12 protein-coding genes are annotated in these 12733 nt (G+C 67.9%); 3 read left to right on the top strand and 9 right to left on the bottom strand.

Annotated elements, in window-relative coordinates; translation table 11 throughout:
- Positions 1-52: 52 nt before the first annotated feature.
- Positions 53-793 carry a TorF family putative porin gene (locus tag KF903_RS00240; RefSeq protein WP_291209635.1) on the top strand — a complete coding sequence of 247 codons (741 nt, stop codon included), beginning with the start codon at positions 53-55 and terminating at the stop codon, positions 791-793.
- 68 nt (positions 794-861) lie between these two features.
- On the opposite strand, the gene KF903_RS00245 is transcribed toward KF903_RS00240, so the two are convergent.
- The 3 genes from KF903_RS00245 to KF903_RS00255 form a co-directional block, all read right to left on the bottom strand.
- The gene (locus KF903_RS00245) at positions 862-2865 is read right to left on the bottom strand and encodes a M13 family metallopeptidase (RefSeq protein WP_291209636.1); all 2004 of its coding nucleotides are present in this window, start codon (positions 2863-2865) and stop codon (positions 862-864) included.
- A gap of 110 nt (positions 2866-2975) precedes the next feature.
- Positions 2976-5000 carry a M13 family metallopeptidase gene (locus KF903_RS00250; protein WP_291209637.1) on the bottom strand — a complete coding sequence of 675 codons (2025 nt, stop codon included), beginning with the start codon at positions 4998-5000 and terminating at the stop codon, positions 2976-2978.
- Positions 5001-5218: 218 nt separating this feature from the next.
- Positions 5219-5857 (bottom strand): DUF502 domain-containing protein, encoded by a 639-nt coding sequence (locus KF903_RS00255; RefSeq protein ID WP_291209638.1) that lies wholly within the window; start codon positions 5855-5857, stop codon positions 5219-5221.
- A 164-nt stretch (positions 5858-6021) separates the two neighbouring features.
- Between KF903_RS00255 and KF903_RS00260 the strand changes: the two genes are divergently transcribed.
- Positions 6022-6609 carry an AAA family ATPase gene (locus KF903_RS00260; protein ID WP_291209639.1) on the top strand — a complete coding sequence of 196 codons (588 nt, stop codon included), beginning with the start codon at positions 6022-6024 and terminating at the stop codon, positions 6607-6609.
- Here KF903_RS00260 and KF903_RS00265 read toward each other — a convergent pair.
- From KF903_RS00265 to KF903_RS00280, 4 genes are all read right to left on the bottom strand, one after another.
- A complete protein-coding gene (locus KF903_RS00265) occupies positions 6573-7748 on the bottom strand; it encodes a TIGR03032 family protein (RefSeq protein ID WP_291209640.1) in 1176 nt (391 codons plus the stop codon). The genes KF903_RS00260 and KF903_RS00265 overlap by 37 nt on opposite strands.
- Before the next feature lie 33 nt (positions 7749-7781).
- On the bottom strand, positions 7782-8330 hold the full coding sequence (locus KF903_RS00270) for a hypothetical protein (RefSeq protein WP_291209642.1): 549 nt from the start codon (positions 8328-8330) through the stop codon (positions 7782-7784).
- Positions 8331-8435: 105 nt separating this feature from the next.
- A complete protein-coding gene (trxA, locus tag KF903_RS00275) occupies positions 8436-9302 on the bottom strand; it encodes a thioredoxin (RefSeq protein ID WP_291209644.1) in 867 nt (288 codons plus the stop codon).
- A 78-nt stretch (positions 9303-9380) separates the two neighbouring features.
- Positions 9381-9965, bottom strand: coding sequence for a hypothetical protein (locus tag KF903_RS00280; protein WP_291209645.1), 585 nt, complete (start codon positions 9963-9965; stop codon positions 9381-9383).
- Positions 9966-10240: 275 nt separating this feature from the next.
- Between KF903_RS00280 and KF903_RS00285 the strand changes: the two genes are divergently transcribed.
- Positions 10241-11053 (top strand): cytochrome c, encoded by an 813-nt coding sequence (locus KF903_RS00285; protein WP_291209647.1) that lies wholly within the window; start codon positions 10241-10243, stop codon positions 11051-11053.
- On the opposite strand, the gene KF903_RS00290 is transcribed toward KF903_RS00285, so the two are convergent.
- On the bottom strand, positions 11044-11295 hold the full coding sequence (locus KF903_RS00290) for a SemiSWEET transporter (RefSeq protein WP_291209648.1): 252 nt from the start codon (positions 11293-11295) through the stop codon (positions 11044-11046). The two genes, KF903_RS00285 and KF903_RS00290, sit on opposite strands and share 10 nt — an antisense overlap.
- A gap of 47 nt (positions 11296-11342) precedes the next feature.
- A complete protein-coding gene (locus KF903_RS00295; RefSeq protein ID WP_291209649.1) occupies positions 11343-12677 on the bottom strand; it encodes an amidohydrolase family protein in 1335 nt (444 codons plus the stop codon).
- Between the last annotated feature and the right edge of the window lie 56 nt (positions 12678-12733).

A 12733-nucleotide genomic window follows, 5' to 3' on the forward strand; every position in this document is an offset into this window, starting at 1 on the left:
GGCTGCCCCTACAATGCGCGCAGCCGGCATCGGCTCGACTGGGGAATCATCCGTGAAGACCATCCATTCCTGCGCGCTGCTCGCGCTGCTCGTGGCTGCCGCTCCCGCGCTCGCGGCCGACGAGGCCGCCGCCGACGAGGCGAGCTGGACCACCGAAGGCTATGTCACGCTCGGCAGCGACTACATCTGGCGTGGCGTATCGCAGACCGACCATGGCATCGGCATCCAGGCCGAGCTCGACCTCAACCATCGCAGCGGCTTTTACGGGCAGCTGTGGGCCGGCCGCATGGATTTCGGCGTGCCGGGCGACGGCATCCATTCCGAATTCGACTTCGTGGTGGGCTGGAAGACGGACCTCGGCGAACACGCCAGCTTCGACGTGTCGCTGCTGCGCGCGATCTATCCGGGCGCCAACGCCGGCTACAACATCAACTACAACGAGCTGGCGTTGAAGCTCGGCTTCGCCGACTACTACGAGTTCGCGATCGCCTACTCGGACGACCTCTACCGCATGGGCGCCAGCGCGATCGACTACGAGTTCAATGCCGACTGGCCGATCGGTGACACGCCGTGGGGCATCAAGGCCACCGCCGGTTGGTACGACCTCGACCGCCTTGCCGGCGACAGCTACCAGTACGGCTACCTCGGCGCCTACTACAAGCTCAGCGACCGCTTCAACGTGGAAGCCGGCTACTACAAGACCTTCGGCTTCAACGACGCGTTCGAGGAATCGATGGGCAGCATGGACCAGGCCGACAGCCGCTTCGTCGCCGCGGTGACCTGGTCGTTCTGAAGCGGGCAGGGGACGCCGATGCGTCCCCGCCGATCCGGCGCCGCTGGCGTGGCGCCGGGCCGATCACGTCACCAGATCTTCACCTGCTGATCGCCGCTGCGCACCATCGCGTCGCCAGCCTTGCAGTCGAAGGCCTTGGCGAAGGCAGGCATGTTCGACGGCGCGCCGACCGCCCGGAACCGGGCCGGCGCGTGCGGGTCGGTGTTGAGCAGCACGAGCTGGGCCTTGTCGCGGATGTTGCCGCGCCAGACGCGGGCCCAGTTGAGGAAGAAGCGCTGGTCGCGCGTGAGCCCGTCGATCATCGGGTCGGGCTTGTTGCCGTCGGCTGCCTGCAGGGCATCGTAGGCGAACGCCAGCCCGCCGAGGTCGCCGATGTTCTCGCCCAACGTCAGCTTGCCGTTGACGTGCTGGTCAGGGTGGTCGGCCAGCGGCACGTAGGCGTCGAATTGCGCGACGAGCTTGGCGGTGCGCTCGTTGAAGCGGTCGCGATCTTCCTTGGTCCACCAGTTCTCGTTGTTGCCGGCGCCATCGAACTGGCTGCCCTTGTCGTCGAAGCCGTGACCGGATTCGTGGCCGATCACGGCACCGATGCCGCCGTAGTTGATCGCGTCATCGCCGTCGGCGTAGAAGAACGGCGGCTGCAGGATCGCGGCCGGGAAGTTGATCGTGTTGGTGGCTGCGCTGTAGTAGGCATTGACCGTCTGCGGCGTCATGAACCACTCGTAGCGGTCGGTCGGCTTGCCGATCTTGTCGAGCTGGTAGCGGTAGTTGAATGCCGCCGCCGCACGCAGGTTGGCGAAATAGTCGTTGGGCACGATCGCGAGGCCGTCCCACTGCCGCCACTTGTCGGGATAGCCGATCTTGGGCAGGAAGGTGGACCACTTGGCGAGCGCCTTTTCGCGCGTGGCCTGGCTCATCCAGTCGAGCTTCTCCAGCCGCGCCTTCATCGCGTTGTTGACGTTGTCGACGAGCTGCTGCGCACGCGCCTTGGCGGCGGGCGGGAAGTAGTCCTTCACGTAGAGCTCGCCCAGCGCCATGCCCATGCTGAAGTTCACCGCGTCGAGCACGCGCTTCCAGCGTGCGCGCTGCTCGGGCTGGCCGTTGAGCGTGTGCTCGTGGAACTCGAAGCTGGCCTGCTGGAACGGCTGCGATAGGAACGGCGCGGCCTCGTCGATCGCGTGGGCGGCAAGATAGTCGCGCCACTGCGCGGCCGGCACACTGGCCAGCATGGCGTCGAACTCGGCGAAAAACTTCGGCTGCGACAGCGAGAAGCCGTCACCCGGCGCGACGCGGAGGGCCTTGAAGAACGCGGCCCAGTCCAAATGCGGCGTGACCTTGTCGGCCTCGGCAAGCGTCATGAAGTGGTACTGGTTGGCCGGATCGCGCAGCTCCACGCGCGACAGCGAGGCCTTGGCCAGCCGCGTCTCGAAGGCCAGCACGTCCTGTGCCTTGCGCGCGGCGAGCTTGGCCTTGACGCCGGTGAGCTCGAACAGCCGGGTCAGATAGGTGACGTAGGCGGCGCGGATGTCCTTGTGCTCATCCTGGCTGTAGTAGTCAGGCGTGGGCAGGCCCAGACCGCCCTGGTGCGCGAAGGCGATCTGGCGTCGCGCGTCCTTGAAGTCGGCACCGGGGCCGAAGCGGAAGCCGATGCCGTCGCCACGCGCAAAGGCCTGTCCGAGCCAGGCCGCGATCTGACGCGCGTCATGCAGGCGGGCGATCTCGGCCAGATCGTGCTTGATCGGTGCGTAGCCGGCCTTGTCGATGGCGGTCTCGTCCATGCCCGAGCGGTACAGCCAGCCGATCTTCTGCTCGATCGAACCGGCCGTCGCCGTGTCGGCGGACTTGTCGGCGCGTTCGACGAGGGTGTGCTGGGCGGCAAGGCTCTTTTCGCGCAATTCGTCGAAGGCACCCCAGCGCGTCTTGTCGGCCGGGATCGGGTTGGCCGCGATCCACTTGCCATTGGCATAGGCGTTGAAGTCGGTGCAGGGCGACACCGACTTGTCGAGATCGCCGATGTCGAACACCGGCGCCGCCGCGAGCTGGATGCTCACGGCCAGGGCAAGGGCGGACACCAGAAGGCGGGGCGTGGTGCGGGGCATGGCGGTAACCTCGTGCATCGAATGACGGAACCTTGAACCGTGAGCGCCCGCGCCGTTTCGGCGATGCGGGCGCCGCGCCGGCATCACCAGATCTTCACCTGCTGCTCGCCGCTGCGCACCATCGCGTCGCCGGCCTTGCAGGCGAACGCCTGCGCGAACTGCGGCATGTTCGACGGGGCCGCGATCGCGCGGTACTGCGCCGGTGCATGCGGATCGGCATTGAGCAGCACTTGCAGATGCTCGGGGCGGATCGCGCCGCGCCACACGCGGGCCCAGTTGAGGAAGAAGCGCTGGTCGGGCGTGTAGCCGTCGATCTTGTGGTTCTCGGCCGGATGCGCCTTGAGCACCTTCTGGAACGCATCCCAGGCCACGTTGATGCCACCGAGATCGGCGATGTTCTCGCCCAGCGTGAGCTGGCCGTTGACATGCTTGCCCGGCAGCGGTTCATAGGCGTCGAACTGCTTGACGAGCTTGTCGGTGCGCGCATCGAACTTGTTGCGATCGTCCTGCGTCCACCAGTTGACGTTGTTGCCCTGCGCGTCGAACTGGCTGCCCTCGTCGTCGAAGCCGTGGGTGGCCTCGTGGCCGATCACGGCGCCGATGCCGCCGTAGTTGAGCGCATCGTCGGCCTTGAAGTCGAAGAACGGCGGCTGCAGGATCGCGGCCGGGAAGTTGATCGTGTTGTCGCTGGGGTTGTAGTAGGCATTGACCGTCTGCGGCGTCATGCCCCATTCGAGGCGGTCGGTCGGCTGGCCGATCTTGGCGATGTCCCAGGCATTGTTGAACCGTGCGGCCGCCATGACATTGCCGTAGTAGTCATCGGGCTTGACGGTCAGGCCCGTCCAGTCGCGCCACTTGTCGGGGTAGCCGATCTTGGGCAGGAAGGTCGCCCACTTTTCCAGTGCCTTGGTCTTGGTCGCATCGCTCATCCAGTCCAGATGCTCGATGCGCGTCTTGAGCGCGGCCACCACATGGGTCACCAGTTCCTGCGCGCGCTCCTTGGCGGCCGGCGGGAAGGCCTTGGCCACGTACAGCTCGCCCAGTGCCATGCCCATGCCGGCATTGGTGGCGCCGAGCACGCGCTTCCAGCGCGCCTCCTGTTCCTTCTGGCCGCCGAGCGTCTTCTTGTAGAACGCGAACGACTCCTCGACGAAGGGACGCGACAGGTAGGGGGCGGCGCCGTCGATGGCGTGCGCACGCAGGTAGGCCTGCCAGTGGTCGACCGGCACGTCGACCAGCATCTTGTCCAGTTCGGCGAAGAACTTGGGCTGCGACAACGAGAAACCGCCCTTGATGTCAGCCTTCTGCGCGGCGAGGAACTTGCTCCACGAGAAGTTGGGCGAGGCCGCGTCGGCCGCGGCGACGGTCACGAAGTGGTACTGGTTCTCGGGCTTGCGCCACTCGACCGGCGTCAGCGACGCGGAGGCCAGCCGTGTTTCGAAGGCCAGCACGCGATCGGCATCGCGCTTGGCATCGGCCTTGTTGCTGCCGGCCAGTTCGAGCATCTTCGCCACGTGGTCCTTGTAGGCCTGGCGGATGTCCTTGTATTCGGGCTTGCTGTAATACTCGGCGGTCGGCAGGGCGAGGCCGCCTTGCATCGCGAACGCGATCTGGATCTTGGAGTTCTTGAAGTCGGGGCCGGCACCGAACATGAACACGTCGCCCTGTCCGCGCACCATCGCGTCGGTGATGTAGCCGGCGATGTCGGCCGGCGTCTTGAGCGCGGCGATGCGTTCGAGCTCGGGCTTGAGCGGCGTCAGGCCGGCTTTCTCGATCGCGGCCTCGTCCATGCCGGCGCGATAGAACCAGCCGATCTTCTGTTCGATCGAACCGGCCTTGGCCTGATCGGCGTCACGCGCGGCGGCATCGACGATCTCGTGCTGGACCTTGAGGCTCTGTTCGCGCAGTGCGTCGAACGCGCCCCAGCGCGTCTTGTCGGCCGGGATCGGATTCGCCGCGACCCACTTGGCGTTGACGAAGCCGTTGAAGTCGGCGCAGGGACTGATCTTGGCGTCGAGATCGCCGACGTCGAACGACGCGGCCACGGCGCTGGTCGAGATCGCGGCGCAGATCGCCAGCGGCAAGTGTTTGCGGAACAGTGTTTTCATGGGGAGGTCCAGGTCGGGAAGTGAAGGCGAAGCCGTGCGCGCCGCCGGCATCGCGGCGCATGACCAGGCGTTTGCCCAGCCCGTTCGCTCAATCGCCGAGGCTACCCGCTCGCGGCCGCCGCAAGCCTGTGTCAAAGGTCACGTCGGAGGCGTCGTTTTCGTTGCGGTACAGGTAGTTATGCGCAAGCATGCGGCCGGCGGGCGCGGCCGGCGCAGCATCAGGGTTTCCTCGCCAGCGGGAACGGCAAGCGGTCGGGCGAAGTCGCACCAACCGAAAGGATGAAGGCCATCGCCTGGTCGACGCTCCAGTCGGTCGCGACGAGTTCGGTCACCGGGACGATCTCCAGGTAACCACCGGTGGGGTTGGGCGTGGTCGGCACGTACACGGCCGCGTACTCCACGCCGTCGGCATCCTCGAACACGCGCGTGACGAAGCCGATCGTCCTGAGCTGCGGCGAGGGGAAGGCGATGAGCACCACGCGCTGGGTGCCGCCGGGCTTGTTCTGCAGCATCGCCATCAGCTTCTTGGCGCCGCCGTAGATGCTGTGGGCGATCGGAATGTGCTCGATCAGGCGCTCGAAGATCGCCAGCACACGCTGGCCGAGCACGCGCGAGGCGGCGAAGCCGACCACGTACAGCAGCACCAGCGTGATGAGGAAGGCCAGTGGCGACAGCAGCCATTCCTGCTGCAGGTGGCCGAGCGTATCGGGGTAGGCATTGACGAGTGCCGTGATCCACGGCAGGTTGACCTCCGACAGCAGTGCGAAGATCCACTTGAACACGATCCAGGTCAGCCACAACGGGATGATCGTGAGCAGGCCCGTGAACAGGTAACGTTGCAGGTGCAGGGAGCGCATGGTTTTCCGGTGGGTCGTCGTGGCGCCCGGTGGTGGGCGATGACGGCCGGTTGATTCTAGCGGACGCAGGACGAGTCGATGGCAGGACCGAACTCACCCGTGCGCACGCCTCATGCCGGCGGCGCCTGCGTGTGGCAACGCCGGCCGCCACCGCGGGGGCGGCGATGAGCACAGCAGCCGATCGCGTGGTGGTGGTCGTGATGGGCCTGCCCGGTGCCGGCAAGACGACGATTGCCCGCGCGCTCGAGCGCGAGCTCGCGTTGCGCCGCATCTGCCGCGATGCGATCCGCGCCGCGATGTTTCCCGTCTGCAGCTATACGCGCATGGAAAAGCGCGCGGCGTTTCGCGGCGTGCTGATGGCGCTCGAAATCAACTGCGTGCTCGGCGCATCGAGCGTGCTCGACGGCATGACCTTTGCGCGGCGCAAGGACTTCGATGCGGTGGCGGACTGCGCCCGGCAGCACGGTCATGCGGTGCTGCCGCTGCTGGTCGAGTGCCGGCCCTCGCTGGCGCGGCTGCGCATCGAGCGCGACGTCGCGCGCGGCAGTCACCCGGCCGGTGACCGCTTGCCCGCGCTGGTGGACGCGATGGTGACGCGCTTCGATGCGCCGCCGGAGGGCAGCCTGCGCATCGATGGCGAGGCCCCGGCGGCCCAGATGTGTGCGCAGGCACTGCTTGCGGTCGGCGCCTGGCGCAACGGCCGCGCGTCGCGAGCTCAGCCCGCGCCCGAGCCATCGGCGCCATTGCCGTAGCCGGCGCCGGGCGTCGCGGGCGTGGGCTGCGGCGTGAAGCCGACCTCGCGCAGCGCCTCGTCGGGTAGCGCGTAGGAATTGGTGAGGTATTCGCCGTCGCTGATGATCTCGGGAAACAGCACGCCCGGAATCGCCTGCACCGCGAAGATCTCCTGCACGCCGCCGGTGAACTTGAGCAGTGCAATCGTGTTGCCGGTGTCCAGGTGCACCACCCACACGCCACTTTGCCGATCGCGGTTGTCGTCGGTGATCTCGATGTCGGTGAAGGCATTGGTTTCGCGCAACTGCGACAGGCCGATGAACGCCACCGGACCGAGAAAGTCGAGTCCGCGCGCGAAGCCCGGCACGCTGGCGACGTCGGTCTTGGCGCCGGTGGCGGGATCGATCGTGACCAGCTTGCCGCGGCCTGACTCGAGCACCCACAGCTTGCCCGCGTGCCAGCGCGGCGAATGCGGCATCGACAGGCCACGCGCGATCACCTTGTCGCCGACGAGGTCGATGACGATGCCGCCATCGCGCTTGTTGTTGCGCCAACCCTGCGGTTCGTCGCATTCGCCCAGCGCGGTCAGGTAGCGCGGCTTGCCGTCGCGCATCGCCAGCCCATTGAGGTGGCAGCGATCCTCGGGCGCGTAGTGGCGCACGAAGCGCGGGCGCCAGCGGGGCACGAAACTCGATTTGGCATCGAGCGTGCACAGGCACGAGAACAGCGTGTTCACGAACCACAGGTCGCCGTGCTTGTCCCAAGCCATTTCGTGGATGTCGATGGCGCCGGTGATGTGGACGCGTCGCGCCATGTACACCGCGTCGTGGCGTGGCGGATCCTGCATCCGCTTGGCCACGGCCGGCATGTTGCGGAACTCGGCAATCTCCAGCGCCGTGCCCAGCGCCAAGCGCTCGGCGTCGGCGGCCATCCCCATCGGGCGGTTGAAGCTGCGGTAGTGGGTGTTGATGGTCGCACCGTCGGGTCGCAGGATCACGAGCTTGCCGGCCTGGTAGGTGCTGATCACGAGACAACCGCCGAGCTGGCGCAGCAAGTCGGGGAAGTTCGTGGTGTGCACGCTGCCGAGCATCTCGGCGATACGGTTGTCCGGATCGGGCGTGGCGCCGGCGGGGGCGGGGGCGGGACTGTCGGCGCTCATGGTGGATGCGGGGCAGGCGGGCAGGCGGGCAGCTTACGCGGGCGGCTTGAGCCGCGCACCCTTGAAATACAGCACGCGCAGATCGAGGCCGCGCTCGCTGCGGCCGATGTAGACAAACCGCGGATTGACCCATGTCGCCATCCGGCCGCGTTCTCGGAAGCGCTGGTTTTCGAGTTCGAGCAGCACGCCGATGCAGGGGTAGCCGTGATTGCGGGCATGTTCCTCGAGCAGCGCGCAGGAGCGTTTGAGCAGGGCCATGACGAGCGGACTCGAACGCCAGCGTGCGCCGACGAAGGTGCGCCAGTAGTACAGCGGCTGGCCCAGCCGCGGCGGCGTGACGGCCAGCGCGGTGCAGACCCCGGCGACCGCGCCACTGGCATCGCAGGCATGCATGACGACCTGACCGAGCCGCGCATCCATCGCGGTCTCGTCGGCGAGCGCACCTTCACTGCGCCAGAATGCCTTGATCGCCGCGCCGGCGGGCGCCGTGACCTGCGGCCAGTCGATCACGTAATCGAACCGGCCCGGCGTGGCCGTGCGCATCGACATCGATTCGGCACTGGCGTCGTGCGCGGTGGTCACGTGGCTGGATCCTCGGTGGTCGTCATGGCAAGCATAGGGCGTGGCGCCGGCGGCAGTGCCTCGTGCCGGCGTGGTGGCGGTCCCGGCGGCGCCGCGCCCTGCGCCTCAGAACAGCAGCGAGGACATCTTGCGCCGGTAGCTGCCGACCAGTTCCTCATCGTCGACGACACTGAAGGCGGCGACCAGGCGCTTGCGCGCCTGCCCTTCGTTCCAGTTGCGGTCGGCCTTGAGCACGCCGAGGAACTGCTCGAGGCCGGCCGCGACCTGGCCATCGACCAGCAGGCGCACGCCGAGCAGGTCATGCGCCTCGTAGTCGGCGCCGTTGCGCTCGATGCGCGCACGCAGCTCGCCGATCGCTGGCGCATCCTTGAGCGAATGCGCGAAGTCGAGGCGGCCGCGCAGGCGGCGCGCGCGGTCATCGCTGGCGAGATTGGCCGGCAGTGCATCGAGTTCGGCTTCGGCGGCGGCAGCGTTGCCGGCCTGCATCTGCGCCACCGCGAGGTCGAGCCTGAGCTCGGCCTTGTCAGGCTCGGCGGCGATTTCCTGCTCGATGCGCGCGATCGCCTGTGCCGGCGTTTCCTCGCGCACGGGCGGTTCGCTGGCTTCGGCCGGCGCCGGCGCCGGTTGCACATGACGCTGCAGGAACTCACGTACACCGCCCTCGGGCAGCGCACCGTTGAAGCCATCGACGGCCTGGCCATCGCGGATCAGCACCACGGTGGGGATGCTGCGCACGCCGAACGCGGCAGCCAACGCCTGCTCCTTGTCGACATCGATCTTCGCCAGGCGCACGGCGCCATTGAAGGCATCGACCACCTTCTCGAGGATCGGGCCGAGGGTCTTGCACGGGCCGCACCAGGTCGCCCACAGGTCGACGAGGATCGGCTGCTCGAACGAGGCATCGATCACCTCGCCCTGGAAGTTGGCTTCGGTGGCGTCGAACACGTACGGGGACGGCGGGTTGGCGGACATGCGGTGGCTCCTGGATCACGTCGATCGCAGATTGTGCCACCGGCAGCCGATTCCAACCGTACGTTGCCACCTCGCACCTCATTCGAAGCCGTCGCTGAAGAGGGCATCGGCCAGTGCTTCGACGAAGACATTGTCGAAATTCGAGCTCAGCTCGGTACCGGTCGGCGCAAAAACGCGCAGGTGGATGCGCAGGGACCGATCGGTCGCGGCGGCGACGAGGGTGTCCTGCGTACGGACCCAGGTGTCGCGCAGGGTGACGTTCGGCGCGGCCAGATGCGCACTGGAATTGCCGCTGCACGCCGCCTCGGCATAAAGATTGGCGAACACCGTCGCGTACGCATTGTCGGGACTGGTGGCCGCGGGCAGCAGCACGCTGCCACCAAACCGGTAGCTGGTGCCGCCTTGCACGGCAACGCATTGCGAGGCGTAGATCGGGATGCGGAACGTGCCGCTCGCAGGCAGGTTGCCGCGCAGCGAGCCTGAGCCGGGAGCGGCGTGTTCGTCGGCGGCATTCCACGCCGCGGTGACGCCGAAGGCTTCGAACAGGTCCCAATCGGCGAGATTGGAGTCGAAGCCAGGGTTCAGCAGCAGGTTCTGTGCCGGTGCGACGGCAGGCGTCAAGGCCGCGCCAGCGGCGATGATGAGCGCAACGATGGGTCGCATGTCGGGTTCCTCGTGGCAGTTGGGCGCGCCGCAGCGACGCGGCTCGGCGTCGGGTCGGCGTCGGGTCGGCGTCGGCGTCGGCGTCGGGTCGGCGTAGTGCGAGTAACGCCATCCGCGGCGCGGTTGCGCCATGCCGCCGTGCATCGAGTCCGCCGGGCCGTGGCGGCGCTGGCCCGGCTCGACGCGGCAGGGGCTTGGCCCGGGCGGTGCACGGGCCAGGCCGGTGCGCGGCGTGCGCGGGCTACAATCGCGCGTCGACCACGGCGGGAGCGGCGATGCGCTGCTGGTTGTTGTTGCTGATGGGCTGGATCGCGCTGCCGGTTGCGGCGGCGCAGCTGACGCTCGAACTCGATGGGACGCCGCGCGTGTTCGACGACGCCAGCCTGCTTCGGCGCGCCGAAGTGCGCCGCATCGACATTCCCGACGACGTCGCCTACCGGCGCGACATGCGCTACCGCGCGCTGCCGCTGCGTGCACTTCTGGCCGGCGTCGGGCCGGTCGACCATCTGCAACTGGTGGCGACCGACGGCTTTGTCGCGGAACTGCCGGCGGCGCTGCTGTGGAACACGGCCGGCAGCACCGCTTGGCTCGCGATCGAGGATCGGCGCGCGCCTTGGCCGCGCCTGCCGGGCAAGGCGACGAGTGCGGGACCGTTCTACCTGGTGTGGACCCAGCCGCAGGCGGCCGGTATCGGTACCGAGCGCTGGCCCTACCAGTTGGCCACGATCCGCAGGTTGCCGGGCGTGGCCGAACGCTACCCGGCGCTGCTGCCGGCCGCCGAGCTTGCACCCGACAGCCCGATCCGGCGCGGCTTCGCGGTGTTCCAGGCCACCTGCATGGCCTGCCACACGCTCAACGGCGCAGGCGCAGCCGAGGTCGGTCCCGATCTCAACCTGCCCTACGGGCCGACCGAATATCTGCGCGCGGATCTGCTGCGGGCGTATATCCGCCAGCCGCAATCGCTGCGGCACTGGCCGCGCGCACGCATGCCCGGCTTCGACGCGCGCAGCCTGCCCGATGCCGATCTCGACGCACTGCTCGACTACCTGCGCCACATGACCACGCGCAAGGCCGCGCTTCAGCCATAGCGCAGCTTGAGTGCGAGGATCGTCGCGGCCAGCGCGAACGTGACCGTGTTGGAAATGATCATCGGCCAGGAGTCGAGCAGGACGCCATAACCGAGCCAACAGGCGATGCCGAGCGTGAACAGGCCATACATCCATGCCGAGATGCCGCGCGTGTCGCGCGTGCGGATCGCGCGCAGCGCCTGCGGCACGAACGAGACCGTGGTCAAGGTGGCGGCGACGCTGCCGAGCCAGTGCGGATTCATCGAGGGCGAGGCCGCGCGCGAGCGGACGTCGCGCGCCGGCGCGCGGTTCAGGGCTGGGTGGCCTTGCCGGCCTGCTTGTAGACCGTGCCGTCCTTCATCACGAACGACACCTGCTGCATGAGCGTGATGTCCTGCAGCGGATTGCCGTCGACCGCGATGACGTCGGCCAGTTTGCCGGCTTCCACGCTGCCGAGGTCCTTGCTCCGGCGCAGCAGTTCGGCCGCGTGCGTGGTGGCCGCCTGCAGCGCGTACATCGGCGGGATGCCGGCCTCGACCATGTACTGGAACTCCTTGGCGTTCTGCCCATGTGGATACACGGCCGCGTCGGTGCCGAAAGCGATCTTGACGCCGGCCTTGTAGGCCCTGGCCGCCGTCTGCTGGATGATCGGGCCGACCAGCCTGGCCTTCGCCGCCACCTGTGGCGGGTAGTAGCCCGGCTTCGCGGCCATTTCCTGCACGTACTTGCCGGCGATGATGGTCGGCACGTACCAGGTGCCGTGCTCCTTCATGAGCTTGATGTCGGCATCGTCCATGAAGGTGCCGTGTTCGATCGAGTCGACGCCGCCGACCACGGCGCGACGGATGCCTTCGGCGCCATGGGCATGCGCGGCCACGGTGAAGCCGTAGTCATGCGCGGCGGCGACGACGGCCTTGATTTCGTCGATCGTGAGCTGCGGGTTGTCGGCGCTCGTGCTTTCGTCGAGTACCCCGCCCGAGGGCATGATCTTGATGAGGTCGGCACCGTCCTTGTAGTGCTGGCGCACGGCCTTCCATGCATCATCGCTGCCATTGATGATGCCGTCCTTCGCGTGCGGGTCGCCCTGCAGGTCGGCACGGTAGCCATCGGTGTCGTCGGCGTGGCCGCCGGTGGAGCCGATCGCGCCGCCGGCGGTAAAGATGCGTGGGCCCGGAATCACGCCCGCGTTGATCGCATTGCGAAGGGCGATCGAGGCATTGGCGCCGTCGCCGAGGTTGCGCACGGTGGTGAAACCGGCTTCGAGCGTGCGCCGCGCGTAGACGGTCGAGCGGATCGCATAATCGGCGGTGTTCCAGCGGAACTGGTCGGTATAGCCGGTGGGGCTGGTTTCGCTGGTCAGGTGGGTATGGCTGTCGATGAGGCCGGGCAGGCAAGTGGCGCTGCCGAGGTCGATCACGCGCGCACCGGCGACGTCGCCGCGGCCGGCCTGCACCGACTTGATGCGCGTGCCGTCGGTGACGATCGTCGTTTCGCCCAGCAGCTTGCCGTTGACCGGGTCGAGCAGGTGCGCGCAATGCAGGACAACGGGTTGCGCCGCCGACGCGGGCGCGTCCGCGGCGTGCGCGCTGGAGGCGCCGGCGGCGGCGATGGCGAGAATCGATGCAGTGGCGGCGCGAAGCTTCATCGGCATGGCTCCCCGGAAATGGACGCACATGCTAGCAGGGCGCTTGCGGCATCGGT

Origin of the sequence: Dokdonella sp. (assembly GCF_019634845.1) — a bacterium.
GTDB lineage: Bacteria > Pseudomonadota > Gammaproteobacteria > Xanthomonadales > Rhodanobacteraceae > Dokdonella_A.